The organism is Enhydrobacter sp. (assembly GCF_030246845.1).
In the GTDB taxonomy this organism is placed as follows: Bacteria; Pseudomonadota; Alphaproteobacteria; order Reyranellales; family Reyranellaceae; genus Reyranella.
Genome location: NZ_CP126889.1, coordinates 518733 through 539494 on the forward strand (window position 1 = coordinate 518733; position 20762 = coordinate 539494).

Here is a 20762-nt window from a genome sequence, read left to right on the forward strand (position 1 = left end):
CTCAGCCGACGAGCCTCTTTCGCACATCGTCCGGGATGGCGACGGCCCTGAGCGAACGGGCGTCGCCGTCCTTGCGGGCCCAGATGCGGGTCTCGCTTCCTTCAGCCGCGATCTGTCCCGTGCTGTCGCGGAAGACATGCCGGATGGTGAAAGAGCTGCGGCCGAGCTTGTCGACATGGCTTTCGATGATGAGCTTCTCGCCGTGCTGGGAGGGGCGGCGGAAGGCGCATTCGGCGGCCACCAGCGGCGTTCCCTCCTTCCATTGACCGCCGCTGACGTCGTCGCGCTTCAGCCCCGCCGCCAGGAACAAACGATAGGTCGCCTGGTCGAGCCAGCGGAAATAGGACGGGTAGTAGACGATCCCGGCGGGATCGCAGTCGCCCCATTCGACGGTGATCTCGTGGCGGCCGGTCAACGCCATCGCTATTCCGCCGCCCGCCGCAACATGGCGCCCGACGCGGCAAGCGCCGCCAATGTCCTGGACAGCGACTCGCCGTCGGGGTCGGCGAGCGCCGCCACGCGCGCGCTGGCGATGGCGTCGGCGGCGACCTTCGGCGGGAGTTGGCCGGCCAGCGCCGGTGCAACGATCTCCGCCACGATGCGCCGGTAGTTGCCCAATCCGCGCTTGAAGGTGTCGCCGTAGCCCTTGATGAGACGTGCCAGCTCGGCGATCTCCCGAGCGAGCTCGACGCCGAGCGGCGCCGCGGCGCGGATGTCGGCCAGCCAGCGCTCGATCTCGGCCTGCTCCTCGGCATAACGGAAACTGTGCGGCCGCCACCAGCGCATGGCAGCGAGGAAGCGCAGCCGCGCGAAGCCCCAGATCGTGGTCGTGCGCACGCGCATCGGAAGGTGGATCTTGCCCAGCCGGCCGGTGCGCTGGGCCCAGACGAGGATGCGCCGCGCCAGGGCAGGCGGCAGGACGGCGCAGATCTCATCGATGCCCGGCTTGAAGTGTTCGGTGAGGGCGACCGGCTCATCGGCCTTGGCGCGCACCTCGGCGCGCACCCGTGCCAGTCGCTCGCGCGAGGTCTTGGCCTGGGCGACGCGAATCACGTCCTCGAACGACATGCGCACGGCGAGGTGCCGCGCCGTGTCGCGCAAAAGCCCGGCGGAGCCGAGGGCCGCGACCGCGTCGAGCCGATCGAGATAGAGCGTCGCGTACCGCCGGTCCTGATAGGCGGCCAGCCGACGGATGCCCTCCTCCACCATGTCGAGCGATGCCGCGGGATAGCTTCGCCGGGCCCGCTCGATCAGGTCCTCGATGCCATGGGCGGCCGCCTGCCGCTTGCGATGCTCGAGCACCACCTGGGCAAGCTCGCCCCGCGCATGGCCACGCCCGAAGGCGAAGCCCGCGAGGTTGGCATCGACGGCCTTGCCGCCCTCGCGAATCGCGGCCTCGAACGCTTGCTCGGGAATCGGCAGCCGGCCGGAGCCGGCAAGCGCCCCCAGCAACACCGCGTTCAGCACGCCGCCCGACTCCTCGGCGGCCTGGTCCATGTCGAACAGGATCTGCGCCTTGCTGCGTTCCTTCACTGCGCGCAGCAGGCGGCCGAGATCGAAGCTGCCATCGCCCATGGCCGACCGCTCGCCGATCGACAGCACGCGATGGGTCGAGGCGACGAGGGTCGTGCGATCGGGCGTGACGAAGCCATTGAAGATCATGCGGCCGGCCTCGAGGAGCTCGGTGGCGAGCGCCACGTCGACCTCGCCCATCGCCGGATTGAGCGCCAGCACCGCCGGCGCCGGGCCGGGCGTCGGCATGATCTCGAGATAGTAGGTCGTGGCGCCGGTGCGCTGTGCGACGCCCGGGATCTGCGTTGCCTGCACGGCGAGCCCCTGGCTGTGCGCCGCAGCCACGATCCAGTCGCACAATACGCCGCCGCCGTCGCCGCCCAGCGCCCCGACCAGGATGGTGATGGGCCTAGGCACCCGCCATCGCTCCGATCACCGCCGACCGCAGGCGCCAGAGGGTCCGGTTCCACCATGTCGGATTCTGCACGATGTCGGCGCGGTAGAAGGACGGGCAGAGAACGGCCGCGTCGGCCACCTCGCCGCACAGGCCGCAGCCGACGCAGCCGTTGTTCACATGCGCCACTGGATCGGAGCGCAGCGGATCGGGGCTGGGCTTCACCACCAGTGACGGGCAGCCCGACAGGCGGATGCACGAATGATCGCCGGTGCAGACCTCGTCGTCGACGCCGAAGCGCGTACGTACCACGCGCTCGCCGCGCTTGAGCCGGGCGGCGAGCTCTGGGCGGATGCGGCGCTGGCGCGCGAGCTGGCACTCGCCGTCGGCCACGATCACCTTGAGGCCCGAGTAGTCCGTGCGCATCGCCTCGCGCAGCGTCTTGAGCATGGTGCCGACGTTGTAGGTGCGGATGGTGCGCAGCCATTTGACGCCCATCCCCTTCAGGGTCGCGGCGATGTCGGAGGTCGTCTCGCCGTCCCGGCGGTTGCCGGCGGTGCTGGGAATGAACTGCGCGCCGGTGGCCGAGGTGTAGCCGTTCTGCATGATCACCAGCACGCGGTCGCCGCGGTTGAACATCGAGGAGGCGACGCCGCTCAGCAAGCCGTTGTGCCAGAACCCGCCGTCCCCCATCACCGAGATGGTGCGCTTCTGCATCACCGGCGCGACCGCGCCCGCGGCCGCCAGCGACATGCCGAAGCCCAGGATCGAGTTGCCGAGATTGAAGGGCGCCAGCGTCGCGAAGGAATGGCAGCCGATGTCGCTCGAGATATGGACCTTGCCCACCTCGCGCTCGAGCAGCTTGATGGCGGAGAAGACCGGCCGCTCCGGGCAGCCGACGCAGAAGCCGGGCGGCCTGAGCGGCAGAGCGCCGCCCAGCAGGCGCTGCGCTTCGGCGCGGCCGGCGCGCGCCGCCTCGAAACGCTCGCGCGGCTTTGCGAGATCGATGTCGTTGGCCGATTGCGCGAAGAACTTCAGCAGCCCTTCGGTCACCACCTCGGCGGTGTATTCGCCGGCCATCGGCAGCACGTCCTTGCCATGGATACGGGTGTCGATGTCGCGCTGGCGCAGCAGCGCGTTGACCGCCTGCTCGATATAGTCGGGGCCGCCCTCCTCCACGATCAGCACGGCGCGCTTGCCCTCGCAGAACCCGGCGATCTGGTCCGGCACCAGCGGATGCGTGACGTTCAGCACCAGGGTCGGGATCCTGCCTTCGACTTCCAGCCGATCGAGCCCGCGCATCAGCACGTTGGTGATGCCGCCCTGCACGATGATGCCGAGATCCGACCGCTCGCCGGGGAAAAGCTCGTTCAAGCCCTGCTCGACGATGAAGCGCCGCGCCGCCGGCAGGCGCACATCGGCCTTGAGCTTCTCCTGCGCATAGGTCGAGGGCGGATGCGAGATGCGGTCGTAGTTGTGCGGCGCCGGGTCGGCGAGCCGGTGATTGCGCGAGATCGCGGGCGGCCTGTTGTCGCTCGCGACGAACTCGCCGGTGACGTGGCAGGCGCGGATGCGCAGCTCCATCATCACGGGCGTGCTGCTGGCTTCCGAGAGCTCGAACGCCTTCTCGGTGCAGCGCACGATGGCGGGCAGCGAGGGCCGCGGGTCCATCAGCCACACGGAGCATTTCAGCGCGTAGGCGTGGGAGCGCTCCTGGATGACCGAGGCGCCCTCGCCATAGTCCTCGCCCACCACGATCAGGGCACCGCCGACGACGCCCGGCGAGGCGAGATTGGAAAGCGCATCGGCCGCCACGTTGGTGCCGACGATCGATTTCCAGGTGACGCAGCCCCGCATCGGATAGTTGATCGACGCGCCGAGCAGGGCCGCCGCCGAGGCCTCGTTGGTGCAGGTCTCGAGATGGACGCCGAGCTCGTCGAGCAGGTCCTGCGATTCGATCAGCACATCGACCAGATGCGACACCGGCGCTCCCTGGTAGCCGCCGACATAGGCGACGCCCGACTGCAGGATCGCCTTGGTGACGGCAAGGATGCCCTCTCCGCGGAAGACCTCGCCCTTGCCGAGGCGAAGCGCGCGCACTTCCTGGCGGAACGAGCGCTCCGGATTGGTGCGCTGGGCAATGGGAAGCCGGGGCTGATCGAGCATGGTCGAAGTCTACTGTCCGGATGTCGCAGGTGTCAGCCTCATTGTCAGCCGGCCATGCCTCCTGTGACGCTGAGCGTCGTGCCGGTGGTGAAGCTGCTCTGGTCCGACGCCAGGTAAAGCACCGAGCGGGCGATCTCGCGCGGCGCCGCGTGCCGGCCGAGCGGGATCAGCTCGTTGAACATCGCGGTAGCATCGCACTTGAGGATGGCGCCGAGATTGCTTTCGAGATCGGCCTGAAAGGCGTTGTCGGTCGGGCCGGGATGGATGGTGTTGACCCGGATACGGCGCGGCGCGGCCTCCCTGGCGACGCAGCGCATGAGGCCGATCTGGGCGATCTTGGCGGTGATATAGGCGGTGACGCCCGGATCGCCCCGGAAGGCCGCCACGCTCGAGGTGATGATGATGCTGCCGCCGTCGTTCATGCGCGGCAGGCCGTACTTGCAGGCGTTGTAGGCGCCCCTGACATGGACCGCCTGGACGCGGTCGAACACCTCATCGGGGTATTCGGCGATCGGCGCGATGACGCCGGCATTGCCGGCGTTGCTGAACAGCACGTCGATCTTGCCGAAACTCGCGACCGCCTTGTCGAGATAGGCGCGCGTGTCGCCGGCCCTGCTCACGTCGGCGACGCTACAGGCGATATTCCTGCCGCCCAGCTCGCGCGCCGCCGCGCTAAGCGCTTCCGCTTCCAGGTCCACGAGCAATACCCGCGCGCCTTCTTCCAAGAACAGGCGGGCACTCTCGAGGCCGATGCTGCCGGCACCGCCGGTCACGACGCACACCTTGTTTTGCAGTTCGTTCATGAGGGGAGCTTCAGGACGCGAGGGCAGCCCGTCAACTACGCCGCAACCCGAGCGGCCTCCGGCGCGACATCAAGGACGGAAAGGTCGGCGTCGCCGATCGCGGCGACCGTCGTGCATACCGGTAGCGCGCGCCTCGGCAAGCAGGGCGCGGAACGGCACGAGCAGCTTCTCGCGCACCGCGGGATCGCCCTCCAGCACGGACAGGGCGAGCGCAACGGCCTCCAGCGTCGAGACGGCGTCGGCTCGCGCCTCGCGGCGCAGATCGCCATAGAGCGAGGGACCGTCGGGCACGACGACGAACCGGCGAAGCCTGGTGAGCCAGGGATTGCGCCACCACAGCGCCTTCGCCTGCGCCCAGTTGCCGTCCAGCGCGACGATGCCCCTCAACCCTCGGCGCGCGGTCTGCTGGTCGGCCAGCGGCTCGCTCTTGCGGTCGAGGGCGATCAGCGGGCCGCCGCCGGCCTTTCGCGCCTGTGCGGAACCGAGATAGAGCACGCCCCACTCCTTCGCCTCCGCCGGCGACCCGAGCGCATGACCGAGATTGCGCCACGAGAGACCGACCGTGAGCGTCGCATGGGCAAGGGTCGTGCAGACGAGCCTCGCGGTGCCGAGGACGCGATCCTGCTCTTGCGGATGCTGCAGGATCAGCACGGCGGTCTTGTTCTCGACGAGGGGCTGGCTCATCGGGCGACATATAGAACGCCGACGGTTATGCTGTCGCGCGATGAACGTACCCGTCCTGATCCTCGACAGCGTGACCAGGCTGCCGCCGGAGGCCGATGGCGCGGTGGTGGTCGGCGGCTCGCATGCCGCGATCTACGCCGCCTACCTGTCGGCGAAGGCCGGCACCCGCGCCGCCATCCACCACGATGCCGGGATCGGCCGCGACGAGGCGGGCGTCGGCGGACTTGCCTATGCCGACGCACTCGGCATGGCCATGGTGGCGCTGGCGGCCGCGAGCTGCCGCATCGGCGACGGCCAGGACCAGGCCGAGCGAGGCATCGTCAGCCGCGCCAATGCCCATGCCGCCGCCTGCGGCGTCGCAGCCGGCATGAGCTGCAAGGAGACCGTCGAGCGCCTGAAGCGCGCGCCGTGGCCGCACCGATCGCCGCCGCCAAAGGCCGAGAGCCGCCATATTGTCGAGGGCATCGTCTGCATCGACTCGGCCAGCCTGGTCCTGCCCGAGGATCGTGGCCGCATCGTCGCCACCGGCAGCCACGGCGCGCGCAACGCGGGCACCACGACCGCGCCGATGCGACCGCGCCTGATCTTCTTCAACGACGCGGGACCGGGCATGGACCGCGGCGGCGTGCTCGGGCTCGACATCCTCGAGAGCGAGGGGCTCGCGGGTGTGGCGGTGGCCGCGGCGTCGGCCCGGATCGGCGACGGGCGCTCGACTTTGCAGGACGGAACGATCTCGGCAATCAATGCAACCGCCTATCGGCTCGGCGCCCGCATCGGCGGCACCGCCCTTGCCTTGGCGCGGACGCTGGCCGAAAAAGCCGAATAGCCAACTGCAAAGGAACCGGGAATGGCCGCCATCAATGTGAAGTCGGAGATCGCCGGCAATGTCTGGAAGATCCAGCTCAAGCCGGGCGACAAGGTCGAAGCCGATGGCGAGATCATGATCCTGGAATCGATGAAGATGGAGATCCCGGTCCTGTCACCCAAGGCCGGCACCATCAGGGAGATCAAGGTCAGCGAAGGCGAGGCTATCGGCGAGGGCCAGCTCGTGGCCGTCCTCGACGCCTGAGCGCGCCGAGACCCTGATCGGCGTCTCAGACTCGACACAATCGGCGGCACAATTGTGCTGCGGTGACGCTCTACCGAACGCAGGGGATCGCCGGTTCGCCGACACCGCCCTCCTTCACAGGGAGCCGGACCCGTGACCGACCGCTACTTCGAGGACTTCAGGAAAGGCGAGCGCTTCGTGAGCGGCGGCATGACCATCACCGAGGCCGCCATCATCGACTTTGCCCGCCAGTGGGATCCGCAGCCCTTCCACATCGATGTGGAATTCGCCAGGAAGTGGGCGTTCGAGGGTCTCATCGCCTCCGGCCTCCATACGATGTGCGTGACCTTGCGCCTGTGGCTCGAGCTCGGCATCTTCCGCGCCTGCAGCCTGGGCTCGCCCGGCCTCGGCGAGACCCAGTTTCCGCGACCCGTCCGGCCAGGCGACACACTGCGCGTGGTCACCGACATCGTCGATCTGCGCAGCTCGACATCCAAGCCCGACCGCGGTGTCGTGCGCATCCGCCAGGTCACCATCAATCAGCGTGGCGAGCATGTGATGGAGCAGGAGACGACCGTCATCCTCAAGCGCCGCCCGGTCACGGTCGCGAGCATGCGCTCCTAGCCTAGCGCCAGGCGAAGACCGGCTGTTCGTAGTGATCGACGCGCGTGCCGCGGCCCGCGAGCGCGACCTCCTTGAACTGGTAGAGAATGGCCGCCGTCGGCGCATTGACCGTGGCGACGGGCAGCGGCAGCCGGATGATAGGCCGGTCCGATTCCTCGATCGCCACGATCTCGGGGGAATCGGGACGAAAGAGTTCCGAGCATCGGATGCGATAGGCTGCCGCGACCTCGCCCGGATTGGGCGCCAGCTCGACGAGGCCGCGCAGCCACACGATGACGGGCGTGATGAGATAGCCCGATCGCGTGGGATAGTCGTCGAGCGTGCCCAGGACGTCGTCCGCCGCCGCCAGCACGCCCAGCTCCTCGTGCAGCTCGCGCAGCGCCGTCTGCTCGATCGTCTCGCCCGGATCGACGCGGCCGCCCGGCAGCGCCCATTGCCCGCCATGGGCGCGCAGCTTCGGTGTCCGCTTGGTCAGCAGGAAGGCTGCCTCGCCGCGCGCCTCCGACTCGATCACCGTCACGGCGACTGCGGCGTGACGCAGACTGCCCGGATCGCTGCGACGCCGCACCTCGAAGCGCCGCAGGCGATCGACGATGGCGCCGCGCAGCGCCTCGTCGAAGGCCACTCCCGTCACTTCTCCGGCGCCCTCGTGAAGGTCCAGACCACGGCCGGCGGCACGTTGCGCCAGATACGTCGGCTGTTGACCGCCACCAGGTTCAGGCTGCGACGCAGGCTGCGCGGTATGGGCGGCGTCGGGCCATAGGTGAACTGCACCATCGCGGCGCCGCGCGGCATGGATGCGAACACGCCGCGCACGATGCCACGCACGACCTCCGCCGGAAGCGACAGGAGCGGCACGCCGGACACGACGGTCGAGACGCTGTCGATCGCATTGGCTGCGAGCAGGCGAGGCAACCGCGCGGCGTCGCCCTCGATGATCCTGAGGCCGGCGAAATGGCGGCGCAGGAAAGCCACCAGCTCGGGATCGCGCTCCACGAGTGCGAGGCGATTGGGCGGGATGCCCGCCGCCAGAAGGGCTTTCGTAACCTCCCCGGTCCCCGCGCCGAGTTCGATGACATGACCGGGATAGTCGCCCATCGCCTCCACGGCTGCCCGGGCGATGGCCTCGCCGAGGAACGGGCCGCTGGGCAGGAAAGCGCCCATGGACAGCGGCCGTGCCAGCCAGCGCTTCAGGAAAAGGGTCCGGCCGACGTGAGCTGCAGTGGGCATACCAAACGCTAGCAGAGGATGATGGTGTGTCGAGAGCGAAAAGCGATGCTTCTTCTACTGTGCGGGTTGCATCGCGGGTCCGGCGGAGGCCGGCGCGGCCCGGGGGGCAGGTTCGAAAGCCGCTTGCGCGTGCCGCATCTGCTCGAGCGCATTCACCAGCGAGACGACGACGGCAGCCGTGAAGGGCAGCGACTGCACCACCATGAAGCCGGCCCACAGCCGCGCCTCGGGATCGATGACGCCGCTGGTATTCCACAGCACTAGGGCTGCAATCCAGAGCAGGATCATGAGGAGCGCCTCGCCGCGCGCCATGCCGAGCGCCATGCCGAGCGTGGCGCGCTCGTCCATCTTCGGGGTCCGCATGAACGGCAGCCGGCTGGTCGCGAGCCCATAGATCACCGCCCGCCCGACCGTATAGGTGAGCGCAAGGCCCGCCAGTGCGGCGCCGAGGCTCTGACGGAACGAGCACTCAACGCGGTCGGCGTAGAGGCTGAAGGAATAGACGAGCTTGAAGATGAAGATGCCGATCGTGGGCACGATGAACTCCGCAGGCGGCAGGCCGACCGGCTTCAGGCCGAACACCGGCGGAACGAGCACGGCGAGCGCCCACACCAGCCCCGCCCAGGTGAAGATCAGGTTCAGCGCATCGGCGAACCAGGGCAGCCAACCGGCAACGAAATGGTACTTCTGCCAGAAGGTGAGCCGGGTACCCTTGCCCAGCATCCTGCCGGCATGCGCCTTCATGATCTGCATGGCGCCGTAGGCCCAGCGGAAGCGTTGCTTCTTGTAGCCCGCGAAGTGGTCGGGGGTCAGGCCGTGACCGAAGCGCTCGCGACTGTACATTGCGCCGTAGCCCTTCTCCATCAGGCGCAGCCCGAGCTCGGTATCCTCGGTGATGCACCAGGTGGCCCAGCCGTCCATCTCCTCCATGCGGTCCTTGCGCACGAGCGTCATGGTGCCGTGCTGGATGATGGCATCGTACTCGTTGCGCAGGCACATGCCGATGTCGAAGAAGCCGGCGTACTCCCAGTTCAGCATTTCCTTGAAGCGGTCGTCGCGCCAGTCGCGATGGTCCTGCGGCGCCTGCACATAGCTCACCTTGGGATCGTCGAAGTACGGCACCACCGCCTTGAGCCAGTCCGGCCGCACCATGTAGTCGCTGTCGATGACGCCGATCACCTTGGCGTCGGGCGCGGTCTGGCTCAGCACATAGTTCAGCGCGCCGGCCTTGAAGCCCTTCATCACGTCGAAATGGAAGAAGCGGAAGCGCTCGCCGAGCTGGGCGCAATAGTCCTGCACCGGGCGCCACACCGCGGGATCCTTGGTATTGTTGTCGATGACGATGACCTCGAAGTCCGGATAGTCGAGCGCGGCCAGCGAATCGAGCGTCTCCATCACCATGGCCGGCGGCTCGTTGCAGATCGCCAGATGCAGCGAGACCTTGGGCCAGATGCGATCGGCGGGTTGATGCGCGATCATCTTCGCGGCCGGCAGCGCCTCGCGCCGCCACCGCCGGCGCCAGATCGTCTCCACCATCTCCAGCGCCTGCACGAGCGCCATGGCGAGACTGAGGACGAGGAAGAAGGCGAGCGCCGCCCAGCCGATCACCTCGCCGGTCACCATGTAGGTGCCGGCGGCGACGGCGGCGCCGTAGGCCACCGCACTGGTCGACAAGACAGCGAGGCCGCAGAAGGCGAGCTGGCCCACCGCACCGACATCGCGCCACTTCCACAGGAACAGCGCCATCAGCGGCAGCGCGGCCGCCAGCGACCAGGCGGCACAGCGCCACCACTGCGGGAAGGTCTCGACGGGCCCCGTCCAAGCGAATTTCGGCTGCCGGTCGGCGTTCCAGAGGCCCCAGTAGCCGCCGGCCTTGCCCTCGAGGTCGTAGGCCTTCCACGGCTGGTCGATGGCCTCGACGACGAAATAGTCGATGTTCTGCGACTTGAGCCAGGCCACCATGTCGCGAATGTTCTTGGCCTGCTCGGCGGGCGTCGCGCGCTTGACGAGGCCGGTGCCGGGGCTGCGGCGCTCGGCGCCGTTCGACGGCCAGCCCACCTCGGTCACGATGATGTTCTTGTTGGGATAGGCCTGCCGCAGGAGCTTGATCTTGTTCTTGAGGTACTCGAGCGGCGTCTCGCTCGACTGCTCGTCCCAGTAGGGCAGGATGTGGACGGCGAGGAAGTCGACCTCCCGCGCCAGCTCCGGATAGCGCAGCCAGATGTGCCACGGTTCGGCGGTGCTGACCGGCACCTTGACGTTGCGCTTGACGTTCCTGATCTCGCGGATGAGCTGTGCGGGGCTGACGGCCGTGTTGTCGCGGTCGTCCTTCTGCGCATCCCAGCGCAGGATGTTCTCGTTGCCGACCATCACGCGATCGATCACGTTGGGATTCTGATTCGCCATGCGGATCAATGCGCGCGTCTCCTCCGCATTGACTTCGGCGGCGTCGCGACCGAACTGCTGCTTGGCTTCGATCGCGCTGTAGATCCACGCGCCCGGCACGAGCTTGAGGCCGTGGCGCGCGGCGATCTCGGGCATCTCCTCGCCGCCGTCGGAGGTGCGATAGGTGCGGACGTACTCGACATGGCCGGCCATCGTGGCGAAGTCGCGCTCGATCTGCTCCTTGCGCGGCTTGACCGGGGGCGGCGGCGCTTCGGTGAAGGCGGTGCGCAGGAAGCTGAAGACGCCGCTCGACTTGGCCGACAGCGGATCCTGGTCCTTGGCCCACGGCGCATAGGTCACGCCGTGCAGCGGTCCTTCGACGTTGGCGGCCTGGACATGGCTGTCGAGAAGACGCCATCCCCCGAAGGTGACCGCGGCAACGAGTAGGACCAGCCCGAAACGGAACATGAAACGGCGATCGCTCCGGCAATCCGACGACGGCGGCCCACCCGCACTCGAGATCGCGGTCGCATGTCTCCTGCAGACGACGGACGTCGGCGCAAGGACCGTCCCGGATCGACTCCCAAGCTACGAGCCGATGACCACGCGGCGAGACCTCTTGGAGGTTTCCTTGCGCCAGATTTCCTCGTCTGCGACCCTTCGCAGGCGATGAGGCGACCGCGTCGATCTATAGCCGCACGTCCAGAAGCGGTAAAGAGTCCGGAACCAATGATGGCCAAAATGCCAAATTCCCGTCGCGCCCGATGACCCGGCGCGATCCGTCGGCCGCTCCGGCAGCCGTCCCCACCGAACTCGCATCGACCTATCGACCGGCCGACCGCTATGCCTTCCTGCAGTCCGGAGCGACGCGCTTGCGCTACGCCTGGTGGGACGCCCCGGCGGCGCCGCGCGGCACGGTGCTGCTCCTGCCCGGCCGCGTCGAGTTCATCGAGAAGTACGCGACCGAGGTGGTGGGTGAACTGCTCGGTCGCGGCTTCGCCGTGGTCGGCTTCGACTGGCGCGGCCAAGGGCTGTCCGACCGTCCCCTGGCCGATCACGACAAGGGCCACATCGATCGCTTCGAGACCTATCTCTCCGACCTGCGCCTGTTCCTCGACACCGTCGTCGCGCCCGAAGCGCCGCGGCCGATCCTGGCGCTTTGCCATTCGATGGGCGGCCATCTTTTTCTACGCTCTCTCGCTTTGCACGGTAGCGCACCCTTCGCGGCGGCCGTGACGACAGCGCCCATGACGAGGCTCAGCCAGGAAGCTCTGCTGCGCAACGTGCTGCGCCTAACGCCGCCCCTGCGGATGATCGAGCAGCGCTATCTGTACGGAACCGGCCCGTTCAATTCGATTGGCCAGCCCTTCCAAGGCAATGTCCTCACCCGCGACGAGCGACGCTTTCGCTTCACGGCGCGATGGTTCGCCGCGGATCCGCGCCTGTCGCTGGGCGGTCCGACCATCGGATGGTGTCGCCAGGCGATACGATCGATAGCAGCCGGGCTGGCGCCGGGAGTCTTGGAGCGCATCGACCTGCCATTGCTGGTGGTGAGCGCCGGCAAGGACACGCTGGTCGATCCGGCAAGCCACAGCCCCGTCGTCGCCCGGCTTCGTCACGGCGAGCTGGTGACGATCGCGGACTCCCGACACGAGGTCATGATGGAGACGGACGCCGTGCGCGCGGCATTCTGGAGCGCCTTTGACCGGCTGGTGAGGATGGCCCTGGGCTGACGGCCGTCGCGACCCGGCCTGCCCAACACGCCTTCGTTGCTGTAGAACCGTCCCCATGCCCCTGCCGACCCAGAAGCTCACGATCTGCGGCATCCCCGAGCTGCCGCAGCATGCCGCGATCGGCGTCAGCCATGTCCTGTCGATCATCGATACGCACGAGCCGCGGCCGGACGCGCTCGACGGCTACCTCAGGATCGATCATTTGCTGCTGCGCTTCGACGACGTGGTGGCCGAGTATCCCGGTTTCGCCGCCTGCACGCCGGACCATGTCCGGGAGGTGCTCGAGTTCGGCGAGCGCGTGCACGCGGTCCGCGACAGCCACGTGCTGATCCATTGTCACGCCGGCATCTCGCGCTCCACCGCGGCGGCTGCGATCCTCATGGCCCAGCATGCGCCGGGACAGGAGGAGGCCGCATTTCTGAGGCTGCTCGAGCTGCGCAAGCACGGCTGGCCCAACACCCGCATGGTCGAATTCGCCGACCGGCTGCTGAAGCGCGACGGTGCTTTGATGGAAGGGCTCGTCGCCTACCGACGAGCCCTCCTCCAGGCCAAGCCGCACTTGAGCGAAATCATTCGCAACATCGGCCGCGGGCACGAACTGCCGGCCTAGGTCCGGCGCCAGCGGTGGAACACCAGCGTGCGCACTTCGATGCTCTCGCGCGGCGGGGCGTCGGCGGGCGCGGTCGGATCGACGAAGGCGCTGTGCGGCGTGAAGCGCGCCGGCACAGCGGTCGAGGTGTCCGAGCATTTCAGCAGCAGCGCCTCGTCCGTCCGCATCCGGGGCACGTAGTACCAGCGATGGGCCGGATCGTAGGTCACCGAGTAGGTCTCGCCGACACGATGGGGATAGACGAGATCCGACGGCACGAGCTGATCGGCGCCGACGCTGGTCGCATCGCAGACGGCGAGCGGTGAATCGAGCAGTGGCCCGTTGATCGGCCGCCAGACGTTGATCACCTGGACGCGCCCCTTCAGGAGCTCGCCGGCCTCGTCCGGGAGAAGATCGCGCACCCGCTGCGGGCCGGACCGCGCGGTATGGTCGATGTGGACCCGCTGCACCGGCTGGCGCGGACCGCCGCTGCGGTCCTCGACTCCCGCCATACGGCGGCGCGTCGTGTGGTCGAAGATGTGCACGCGCCAGGCGCCGGTCGCCTCCTTCACGATGCGCTCGACCTCGGGATAGTAGACGCGCCGCACTTCCTCCTCGTCGAAGAAGTCGCGCACGGCGCTCGCGTGCTTCACCAGCGCGAAGCCGGTCGCATCGAGCGATATCCTGTCGGCGATCGGCCGCGCGTCATGAATGGCGACGCGGTGCGCCTCGTGCTGTGCGTTGCTGCGCGGCACGCCAGCCGGCGGATCGAAGGTGTAGTTGCGCGGCCGCTCGGCCATCGGCGCGAGATAATTCATGTCGGCCAGCACGTGCGGCAGCGCCGCGATGGTCTCGACGGTGGCTTGAAGCGTCATGGGACAGGACCTCCGGATCGTACGGTCGAACTCGTGCCACCGATTTTGGTCCCCGCCGCGCCCGGCGCCATGGAGAAGAACTGCCGGAGTCCATGAGAGGACCTACTGCGAAAGAGCAAGACTTTTTCCGGCGGGCGCGCCGAGAAGCAGATTCACGTCGCGGCCGCCGCCTCGGCATACACCGCGGCGAGCCGCCGGTGGAAGTCGGCAACGAGATTGTTGTCGCTGGAGGCCATCCTTCCCGCGATGCGATCGGCTTGCAGCCGCTCGCAGGCCTGCTTGATCAGCTCGCCTGACACCCTGTGCTCCTCGGCCGCGCCGCCGAACAGATGCGTGAGCAGACGCGAGCGCAGGAAAGTGTGCGGCACGACCTGCTCGAGGATGGCGAGCGTGCCGGCACGGCGCAGCGTGAGCAGCGGCCACAGCCAGATGAAGTCCTGCGAGCCGGCCGGATGCTCCAGCAACAGATGCTCGACCAGGACCTTCCAGTTGCAGGCGATCTCGGTGGCGACGGTGCCGCCATAGGCCGGCAACCGGACATCGAGGTCGGGTGCGCCGGCCTTGCCCGCCAGATTGAAGAACACCAGGCCGGCCGCCCGCGCGATTGCAAACGAGATCAGGTTCACCTCGGGCGTGCCGGTGTCGGCTGGCGCGACGGGGGCCGGCGCCGTCACGAACCGTCCGGCAAGATCGTAGGTCCAGCCATGAAAGCGGCAGCGGAAGGTCTCGCACTTCCCTGCCGGCACGCCCACGACAGGCATGTTCTGGTGCCGACAGGCATTGCGCAGGACGCGGACAGTCCCCTGCCCGTCCCGGACGGCTACGACGCCCCAGCCGCCTATCGTGGCCGAGAAAAAATCTCCGGCGGCGCCGATCTGGCCCTCGGCGCAGACCGGCAGCCACTCGGTCGAAAAGACGGTGCGCTTCTCCACCTGGAAGGCCTGGCCTTGGCCGTAATCCTCGGATTTCATATTTGTTGTATACAATAACGCTTGCCGTGGGACGACAACGGATCAATTATCGTTAAATTGTATACGATCCTGGAGGTCGGCATGGCAAAAAGCGCATTCCGTCTGGCGCTCGAGGAGGCCATCGAGCAACGGCATTCGGCCGTGCATCCGTGGAGCGAGGCCTGGACGTCGGGCAAGCTCAATCGCCAGCTTCTTGGCGAATGGGTGAAGCAGCACTTCCACTATGTCAGCCACTTCTCCGAATGGCTGGGTGCGGTGTACGCCAACTGCCCGCACTGGGAGGTGCAGCACTTCCTGCTGGAGAACATCACCGAGGAAGAAGGCTTCGTGGGTTCCGGGGACTTCGCGCCGGTACGGCATTCCGAGCTGCTGCTCGACTTCGCCGAGACCTGCGGCATGAAGCGGGACGAGATCCTGGATGCGCAGGTGAAGGGCGAGCTCCTGCCCGAGACGCTCGGCCTGCAAAGCTGGTGTGCCATGCAGTCGACCAAGCCCTTCGTCGAAGCGCTGTCGGGGCTCCTGATCGGCCTCGAAAGCCAGGTGCCGCGCATCTACAGCAAGACGACACCACCGCTCCTCGAGAAATACGGCTTCGCCGAGGACGAGGTGACCTTCTTCACCCTGCACATCGTGGCCGACACCGAACACGGCGAGCGGGGATACGAGATCGTCGAGAAGTACGCCACGACCGACGCCCAGCGCGAGGCCTGCGTGCGGCTCGTCAAGGAGGCGACGATGATGCGTCGGCTCTATCTCGACGGCGTCTATCGCAAGTTCCTCGTCAAGCCCGAGGCGGCGAACAGGCTCGCCGCATAGACGTGCATACCTACAAGACGCTGACGCTCGCCGAGGCGCACATCATCCTCGACGCGGCACAGAAGAAGGCAGAGGAGCTCGGCGTCCCCGAGGTCCTCTGCGTGGCCGACAATGCGGGCTACCCGATCGCGCTGCGCCGCCTCGACGGCGGCAAGGTGACGAGCGTGCAGATCGCCATGAACAAGGCCTTCACCGCGGCCGGGCACCGCAAGCCCACGCATGCCTACAAGAATGCGCTGCCGGGCGAGGAAGCGTTCGGCATCTTCACCCAGCACGAGGGCCGCTTCACGGTGTTCGTGGGCGGCTTCCCGATCTTCGTCGACGGCCAGTGCGTGGGCTCGATCGCCGCCTCGGGCGGCAACGGCGAGCAGGACATCGCCTGCTGCGAGGCCGGGATCGCCGCCTTGATGGCAACGCTCGGCAAATGAGCGACCGCGCTTCCCTGAGCAAGTTCGTGCGCGAGCGCATCCGCGGCCGGATCCTCGACGGTCGTCTGAAACCGGGTGCGCGCTTGGTGGAGGATCGCCTGTCGGCCGAGCTCGGCGTGTCGCGCGTGCCCGTGCGCGAGGCGCTGCGCAGTCTCGCCGCCGAAGGGCTGGTGCGGCTGGAGCCGCATCGCGGCGCCACCGTCGTGGAGGTGACGCCCGAGACGGTGGCCGAGCTCGTCGAGGTGCGTGCCCTGCTGGAAGGCCAGAATGCCCGCCTCGCCGCCCGCCGCCACGATCCCGAAATCGTGGCCCTGCTGCGCGAGACGCTGGCGCATGGCAATGCCGCCGCCGAGTCCGGCACGACCGAGGAGCTCGCCCGGCTCAACGCCGAGTTCCACGAGCGGCTGGGCGAGGCCAGCCGCAATTCCGTGCTGCTCGACGTCATGCGCGGCCTGCGCGAACGCACCGGCATGGCCTTCGCCATCAACGGCCGCGCCCGCGCCCGCGAGGACTGGAAGGAACATGCCGGAATCCTCGAAGCGGTGATAGCCGGCGACGAGGAGCTGGCGTCCCTTCTCGCCATCCGCCACGTGCAGAACGCCGCCGCCGCCTTCGCCCGCGGCCACGCCGCGGCGAACACGAACGACGAAGCGGCCTAGCTATCGGCCTTTCATCGGCAGGCCGCCGAGATGCGTGCCGGCATCGACGATCAGGAACTCGCCGGTGATGTTGCTGGCGCTGGTCAGGAAGAAGATGGCGGCCTCGGCCATCTGCTCGGCCGTGCCCGCCTGGCGCAGCGGCGTCGTCTGTTCCTGGGCCGCCTTCAGCTTCTCGTAGTCGTCCTTGCCGAGGGCGCCGAGCAGCCAACGCGTCTGGATGAAGCCGGGGCATACCGTGTTGACGCGCACGGCCGGGCCGAACCAGCGGGCGAGCGACAAGGTGAGCGTGTTGAGCGCGCCTTTCGAGGCGGCATAGGGAATCGAGGTGCCGACGCCCATCACGCCGGCGATCGAGGAGATGTTGACGATCGAACCGCGCTCCTTCTTCTCGTCCCACTGCTTCTTCATGGTCGGGAACACGGCGCAGCTCATCATGTAGGGGCCGGTCACGTTCACGCGCAGGATGCGGTCGAAATCCTCCGGCGTGACGCCGTCGAGATCGCCCTGGTTCTGGAATTTCGTCGTGCCGGCATTGTTGATCAGCCCGTCGATGCGGCCCCACTGCTTCAGCGTTTCCGCAGCGAGCTTCCGGCAGTCGGCGTCCTGGCCCATGTCGGCCTGCACCAGGATCGCCTCGACGCCCTTGGCCTTCACCTTGGCATAGGTCTCGTCCGCTTCCTTCTTGCTCTTGGTGTAGTTGATCGCGACGTTCCATCCCTTCGCCGCCAGATCGATCGCGCACGCGGCGCCAAGACCGGTCGCCGAACCCGTCACGATTGCCACCTTGGCCATGCCTGCTCCTCCCGATAGGTCCTGCCGCCCTTTCTAGGCTAGGATCGCGCCCCATGGCAGACCTCTTTTCGATGAAGAACCGCGTCGTTCTGCTGACCGGCGCATCCCGCGGCCTGGGTCGCGACATGGCCCTTACCCTGGCCGGTGCCGGCGCCACGGTGCTGTGCGCCGGCCGCACGGTGAAGGCGCTCGAGGCGACGGCGCGGGCGATCCGCCGCAAGGGCGGCAAGGCCGACGTCGTGCCGCTCGACGTGACGGACGAGGCCGCGGTGCGCGAGCAGGTCGCGAACGTCATCGCCCGGCACCGCCGCATCGACGCGTTGGTCAACAATGCCGGCGTCCTGTCGCGCGAGCCGATCGTCGATCTTTCGACCGAGTCGTTCCGCCTCACGGTCGAGACCGATCTCGTCGCGCCCTTCGTGCTGTCGCGCGAGGTCGGCCGCCACATGCTGAAGCGCAAGTACGGCCGCATCGTCAACATCGCCTCGGTGCTGGCGGTCATCGCGCGCGCCCAGGTCGCGGGTTACGTCTCGGCCAAGCACGGTATCGTCGGCCTCACCAAGAGCCTCGCCACCGAGTTCGGTCCCAACGTGACGGCGAACGCCATCGCGCCGGGCTACATCCGGACCGAGATCAATGTGGCGTTGCAGCAGAACCGAAGCTTCAGCCAGATGCTGGAGCAGCGCACCGCCGCGCATCGCTGGGGCAAGCCCGAGGATCTGCGCGGCGCCCTGCTGCTGCTCACCTCCGACGCCGGCGCCTACATCACCGGCCACACGCTCGTCGTCGATGGCGGCCTGTCGACCGTGCTGGCGTGAACGTGCGCCGCCCTTTGCTCTGGGCGATCGCCTTCGTCTTCGCGATCGTCGTCGGCGTGGGAATCGCGATCTCGAGGGGATGGCTGCGGGAGCCGTCGCTGACGCGCTCGGACTATGTCGGCACGATCGAGGTCTCCGCCGACGATGCCCGGCTCTATCGCGCCGTGCCCTTCGAATGGCGTGTCACCGGCCCGACCGGCCGGGTCGGCGGCCGCGATGTCGCCCATATCCGGATTGATCCGACGGGCGAGCGCACGGTGATCTGCGGCTGGCTCACACTCGACAAGGGCGGCGCCTCGACGCGCGCCTCGCGTTGGCTGAGCGAGGCCACGCTCAGGATCGGCGATCTCGCCATTCCCGCCCTGTTCATCGCGGCCGTCCAGGCCGCCCCGGGGAACGGCCTGAATGCCGGCTGCGCCGGCCTTTTCGATCGGCTCGAGCCGGCGGTCGACGCCCCGCTGTCGCTCGACGGACCGGCGGTCCCCGAGTAGCGTAGACCGGAATGGATTCCAGGGACGAACGCCCATGCCCACTTTTCAACAAGCCCGCCAATTCCTGCTCGACAACCGCACCGATTACCAGGCGGCGGTCAAGGGCTTCGAATGGCCCGAACCGGTGCCCTTCAACTGGGCGCTCGACTGGTTCGACGCCGATCTCGCGCGCTCGCCCGAGAGCAAGGATCGCTGCGCGCTCTGGATCGTCGATGTCGCGAGCGCCCAGGAGACCAGGCTCACTTTCGCCGAGCTGAGCGCGCGCTCGAACCAGGTGGCCAACTGGCTGCGCGGCCTCGGGCTCGGGCGCGGTGATCATCTCCTGGTGGTTCTGAACAACGTCGCGCCGCTCTGGGAGGTAATGCTGGCAGCGATGAAGCTCGGCGTGGTGGTGATTCCCGCCACGACCCTCCTCACTACCGAGGAGCTGGCCGACCGTGTCGAGCGCGGCCGCGCGCGCATGATCATCGCCGGCGAGGACCAGGCGGAAAAGTGCAAGGGCCTGCCGCACGACGGCGTCACCTTCGTGACGACCAGCACGTCGAAGCTCGAGGGATGGCTGCCGCTCTCGGATGCCTACAAGTGCCCGACGACGTTCACGCCCGACGGGCCGACCCGGGCCGACGATCCGCTGCTGCTCTATTTCACCTCGGGCACGACGGCCAAGCCCAAGCTCGTGCGCCACAGCCACCGCTCCTACCCGGTCGGCGGTCTCTCCACCATGTACTGGCTCGGCCTGAAGCCCGGCGACGTCCACGTGAACATCTCCTCGCCGGGCTGGGCAAAGCATGCCTGGAGCACCTTCTTCGCGCCCTGGAATGCCGGCGCGACGGTGCTGATGGTGAACCAGGCGCCGTTCAACGCGAAGGGCCTGCTGGGCGTTCTGGAACGCTGCAAGGTCACCACCTTCTGCGCGCCGCCCACCGTGTGGCGGCTGCTGATCCAGGAGGATCTCGCCGCCTGCAAGCTCTCGCTGCGCGAGGTTTGCGGCGCGGGCGAGCCGCTCAACCCCGAGGTGATCAACAAGGTGCAGGAAGCCTGGGGCCTCACCATCCGCGACGGCTACGGCCAGACCGAGACCACGGCGCAGATCGCCAACTCGCCGGGCCAGCCGGTGAAGGCGGGCTCGATGGGTCGGCCGATGCCGGGCTATCGCGTGCGGCTTCTCGACCCCGACGACAAGGACGCCAAGGAAGGCGAGATCTGCCTCGTGCTGGGCGCCGACCGGCCGGCCGGCCTGATGCAGGGCTATGCCGACGCCGCGGGCAAGGTCACCGGCGCCGATGGCGCGATCTATCGCACCGGCGATGTCGCCAGCATCGACGAGGACGGCTATCTCACCTTCGTCGGCCGCGCCGACGACGTGTTCAAATCGTCCGACTACCGCATCAGCCCGTTCGAGCTCGAAAGCGTGCTGATCGAGCACGAGGCGGTCGCCGAGGCCGCCATCGTGCCGTCTCCCGACGAAATTCGCCTCAGCGTGCCCAAGGCCTTCGTCCTGTTGACCGCCTCGACGCCGCCCACGCGCGACACCGCCGCGTCCATCCTCAAGTACTGCAACACGCGGCTCGCGCCCTTCAAGCGCATCCGACGGCTGGAGTTCGTGACCGAGCTGCCCAAGACCATCTCCGGCAAGATCCGCCGTACCCAGCTCCGCAAGGTCGAGTACGAGGGCAGCGCGCCCGAGGTCGCTCGCGGCGTGGAATTCCACGAGAAGGACGTGTTGGGCGGCTGAGCGGACCCT

The 20762-nt window shown here is 68.0% G+C and carries 22 protein-coding genes; 11 read left to right on the forward strand and 11 right to left on the reverse strand.

The window, feature by feature from the left end:
* Position 1: 1 nt before the first annotated feature.
* The 5 genes from OJF58_RS02730 to OJF58_RS02750 all read right to left on the reverse strand — a co-directional run bounded on the left by OJF58_RS02730 (position 2) and on the right by OJF58_RS02750 (position 5559).
* Entirely contained in the window at positions 2-421 is a 420-nt protein-coding gene (locus tag OJF58_RS02730; RefSeq protein ID WP_300781536.1) for an acyl-CoA thioesterase, read from the reverse strand.
* Between the two features lie 2 nt (positions 422-423).
* Positions 424-1929, reverse strand: a complete 1506-nt coding sequence (locus tag OJF58_RS02735) for an indolepyruvate oxidoreductase subunit beta family protein (protein ID WP_300781537.1) — start codon at positions 1927-1929, stop codon at positions 424-426.
* A complete protein-coding gene (locus tag OJF58_RS02740) occupies positions 1922-4072 on the reverse strand; it encodes an indolepyruvate ferredoxin oxidoreductase subunit alpha (protein WP_300781538.1) in 2151 nt (716 codons plus the stop codon). Before OJF58_RS02740 ends, OJF58_RS02735 begins: the two co-directional genes overlap by 8 nt.
* 44 nt (positions 4073-4116) lie before the next feature.
* Positions 4117-4875, reverse strand: coding sequence for an SDR family NAD(P)-dependent oxidoreductase (locus OJF58_RS02745; RefSeq protein WP_300781539.1), 759 nt, complete (start codon positions 4873-4875; stop codon positions 4117-4119).
* Positions 4876-4944: 69 nt separating this feature from the next.
* A complete protein-coding gene (locus tag OJF58_RS02750) occupies positions 4945-5559 on the reverse strand; it encodes a tRNA-uridine aminocarboxypropyltransferase (protein WP_300781540.1) in 615 nt (204 codons plus the stop codon).
* A gap of 40 nt (positions 5560-5599) precedes the next feature.
* Here OJF58_RS02750 and OJF58_RS02755 point away from each other — a divergent pair, with 40 nt between their 5' ends.
* The 3 genes from OJF58_RS02755 (at position 5600) to OJF58_RS02765 (ending at position 7231) form a co-directional block, all read left to right on the forward strand.
* Positions 5600-6385 carry a hypothetical protein gene (locus OJF58_RS02755; RefSeq protein WP_300781541.1) on the forward strand — a complete coding sequence of 262 codons (786 nt, stop codon included), beginning with the start codon at positions 5600-5602 and terminating at the stop codon, positions 6383-6385.
* Between the two features lie 21 nt (positions 6386-6406).
* On the forward strand, positions 6407-6628 hold the full coding sequence (locus tag OJF58_RS02760; protein WP_300781542.1) for a biotin/lipoyl-binding carrier protein: 222 nt from the start codon (positions 6407-6409) through the stop codon (positions 6626-6628).
* A gap of 132 nt (positions 6629-6760) precedes the next feature.
* Positions 6761-7231, forward strand: a complete 471-nt coding sequence (locus OJF58_RS02765; protein WP_300781543.1) for a MaoC family dehydratase — start codon at positions 6761-6763, stop codon at positions 7229-7231.
* 1 nt (position 7232) lies between these two features.
* Here OJF58_RS02765 and OJF58_RS02770 read toward each other — a convergent pair whose 3' ends face one another.
* The 3 genes from OJF58_RS02770 to OJF58_RS02780 are packed head-to-tail and all read right to left on the reverse strand — an operon-like array spanning position 7233 to position 11314.
* On the reverse strand, positions 7233-7856 hold the full coding sequence (locus OJF58_RS02770; protein ID WP_300781544.1) for a CoA pyrophosphatase: 624 nt from the start codon (positions 7854-7856) through the stop codon (positions 7233-7235).
* Between the two features lie 5 nt (positions 7857-7861).
* Complete coding sequence (locus OJF58_RS02775) at positions 7862-8461, reverse strand: methyltransferase domain-containing protein (RefSeq protein ID WP_300781545.1); 600 nt, start codon at positions 8459-8461, stop codon at positions 7862-7864.
* Positions 8462-8515: 54 nt separating this feature from the next.
* Entirely contained in the window at positions 8516-11314 is a 2799-nt protein-coding gene (locus OJF58_RS02780; protein WP_300781546.1) for a glycosyltransferase, read from the reverse strand.
* A 296-nt stretch (positions 11315-11610) separates the two neighbouring features.
* Between OJF58_RS02780 and OJF58_RS02785 the strand changes: the two genes are divergently transcribed.
* Both OJF58_RS02785 and OJF58_RS02790 read left to right on the forward strand, forming a co-directional pair.
* The gene (locus OJF58_RS02785) at positions 11611-12579 is read left to right on the forward strand and encodes an alpha/beta hydrolase (protein WP_300781547.1); all 969 of its coding nucleotides are present in this window, start codon (positions 11611-11613) and stop codon (positions 12577-12579) included.
* A 55-nt stretch (positions 12580-12634) separates the two neighbouring features.
* On the forward strand, positions 12635-13189 hold the full coding sequence (locus OJF58_RS02790) for a protein-tyrosine phosphatase family protein (RefSeq protein ID WP_300781548.1): 555 nt from the start codon (positions 12635-12637) through the stop codon (positions 13187-13189).
* On the opposite strand, the gene OJF58_RS02795 is transcribed toward OJF58_RS02790, so the two are convergent.
* Together OJF58_RS02795 and OJF58_RS02800 are read right to left on the reverse strand one after the other, a co-directional pair.
* On the reverse strand, positions 13186-14043 hold the full coding sequence (locus tag OJF58_RS02795; RefSeq protein ID WP_300781549.1) for a CmcJ/NvfI family oxidoreductase: 858 nt from the start codon (positions 14041-14043) through the stop codon (positions 13186-13188). The two genes, OJF58_RS02790 and OJF58_RS02795, sit on opposite strands and share 4 nt — an antisense overlap.
* A 152-nt stretch (positions 14044-14195) precedes the next feature.
* On the reverse strand, positions 14196-15014 hold the full coding sequence (locus tag OJF58_RS02800; protein WP_300781550.1) for a Rieske (2Fe-2S) protein: 819 nt from the start codon (positions 15012-15014) through the stop codon (positions 14196-14198).
* Positions 15015-15095: 81 nt separating this feature from the next.
* Between OJF58_RS02800 and OJF58_RS02805 the strand changes: the two genes are divergently transcribed.
* From OJF58_RS02805 to OJF58_RS02815, 3 genes are read left to right on the forward strand one after another with little or no spacing between them, the layout of a single operon-like run.
* Positions 15096-15830, forward strand: a complete 735-nt coding sequence (locus OJF58_RS02805) for an iron-containing redox enzyme family protein (protein WP_300781551.1) — start codon at positions 15096-15098, stop codon at positions 15828-15830.
* A 2-nt stretch (positions 15831-15832) separates the two neighbouring features.
* Positions 15833-16258, forward strand: a complete 426-nt coding sequence (locus OJF58_RS02810) for a heme-binding protein (RefSeq protein ID WP_300781552.1) — start codon at positions 15833-15835, stop codon at positions 16256-16258.
* Positions 16255-16917, forward strand: a complete 663-nt coding sequence (locus OJF58_RS02815; RefSeq protein WP_300781553.1) for a GntR family transcriptional regulator — start codon at positions 16255-16257, stop codon at positions 16915-16917. The genes OJF58_RS02810 and OJF58_RS02815 overlap by 4 nt, the downstream gene beginning before the upstream one ends.
* Here the strand turns inward: OJF58_RS02815 and OJF58_RS02820 are convergent, their stop codons facing one another.
* Positions 16918-17709: an SDR family oxidoreductase gene (locus OJF58_RS02820; RefSeq protein WP_300781554.1), complete on the reverse strand. Its 792-nt coding sequence runs from the start codon at positions 17707-17709 to the stop codon at positions 16918-16920.
* A gap of 53 nt (positions 17710-17762) precedes the next feature.
* Here OJF58_RS02820 and OJF58_RS02825 point away from each other — a divergent pair, with 53 nt between their 5' ends.
* Genes OJF58_RS02825 through OJF58_RS02835 form a run of 3 tightly spaced genes read left to right on the forward strand, consistent with a single transcriptional unit; the run spans position 17763 to position 20753 of the window.
* Entirely contained in the window at positions 17763-18527 is a 765-nt protein-coding gene (locus OJF58_RS02825; protein ID WP_300781555.1) for an SDR family oxidoreductase, read from the forward strand.
* A 2-nt stretch (positions 18528-18529) separates the two neighbouring features.
* The gene (locus OJF58_RS02830) at positions 18530-19018 is read left to right on the forward strand and encodes a hypothetical protein (RefSeq protein ID WP_300781556.1); all 489 of its coding nucleotides are present in this window, start codon (positions 18530-18532) and stop codon (positions 19016-19018) included.
* A 34-nt stretch (positions 19019-19052) separates the two neighbouring features.
* Positions 19053-20753 (forward strand): AMP-binding protein, encoded by a 1701-nt coding sequence (locus tag OJF58_RS02835; RefSeq protein ID WP_300781557.1) that lies wholly within the window; start codon positions 19053-19055, stop codon positions 20751-20753.
* Positions 20754-20762: the final 9 nt, after the last annotated feature.

Excerpts from the sequence above, each read along its gene's own strand:
- OJF58_RS02825 (WP_300781555.1), top strand. The coding sequence starts at position 17,763 with ATGGCAGACCTCTTTTCGATGAAGAACCGCGTCGTTCTGCTGACCGGC.
- OJF58_RS02835 (WP_300781557.1), top strand. The coding sequence starts at position 19,053 with ATGCCCACTTTTCAACAAGCCCGCCAATTCCTGCTCGACAACCGCACC.
- OJF58_RS02740 (WP_300781538.1), bottom strand. The coding sequence starts at position 4,072 with ATGCTCGATCAGCCCCGGCTTCCCATTGCCCAGCGCACCAATCCGGAG.
- OJF58_RS02730 (WP_300781536.1), bottom strand. The coding sequence starts at position 421 with ATGGCGTTGACCGGCCGCCACGAGATCACCGTCGAATGGGGCGACTGC.
- OJF58_RS02785 (WP_300781547.1), top strand. The coding sequence starts at position 11,611 with ATGACCCGGCGCGATCCGTCGGCCGCTCCGGCAGCCGTCCCCACCGAA.
- OJF58_RS02750 (WP_300781540.1), bottom strand. The coding sequence starts at position 5,559 with ATGAGCCAGCCCCTCGTCGAGAACAAGACCGCCGTGCTGATCCTGCAG.
- OJF58_RS02815 (WP_300781553.1), top strand. The coding sequence starts at position 16,255 with ATGAGCGACCGCGCTTCCCTGAGCAAGTTCGTGCGCGAGCGCATCCGC.
- OJF58_RS02780 (WP_300781546.1), bottom strand. The coding sequence starts at position 11,314 with ATGTTCCGTTTCGGGCTGGTCCTACTCGTTGCCGCGGTCACCTTCGGG.
- OJF58_RS02805 (WP_300781551.1), top strand. The coding sequence starts at position 15,096 with ATGGCAAAAAGCGCATTCCGTCTGGCGCTCGAGGAGGCCATCGAGCAA.
- OJF58_RS02820 (WP_300781554.1), bottom strand. The coding sequence starts at position 17,709 with ATGGCCAAGGTGGCAATCGTGACGGGTTCGGCGACCGGTCTTGGCGCC.
- OJF58_RS02800 (WP_300781550.1), bottom strand. The coding sequence starts at position 15,014 with ATGAAATCCGAGGATTACGGCCAAGGCCAGGCCTTCCAGGTGGAGAAG.
- OJF58_RS02760 (WP_300781542.1), top strand. The coding sequence starts at position 6,407 with ATGGCCGCCATCAATGTGAAGTCGGAGATCGCCGGCAATGTCTGGAAG.
- OJF58_RS02745 (WP_300781539.1), bottom strand. The coding sequence starts at position 4,875 with ATGAACGAACTGCAAAACAAGGTGTGCGTCGTGACCGGCGGTGCCGGC.
- OJF58_RS02775 (WP_300781545.1), bottom strand. The coding sequence starts at position 8,461 with ATGCCCACTGCAGCTCACGTCGGCCGGACCCTTTTCCTGAAGCGCTGG.
- OJF58_RS02755 (WP_300781541.1), top strand. The coding sequence starts at position 5,600 with ATGAACGTACCCGTCCTGATCCTCGACAGCGTGACCAGGCTGCCGCCG.
- OJF58_RS02795 (WP_300781549.1), bottom strand. The coding sequence starts at position 14,043 with ATGACGCTTCAAGCCACCGTCGAGACCATCGCGGCGCTGCCGCACGTG.
- OJF58_RS02790 (WP_300781548.1), top strand. The coding sequence starts at position 12,635 with ATGCCCCTGCCGACCCAGAAGCTCACGATCTGCGGCATCCCCGAGCTG.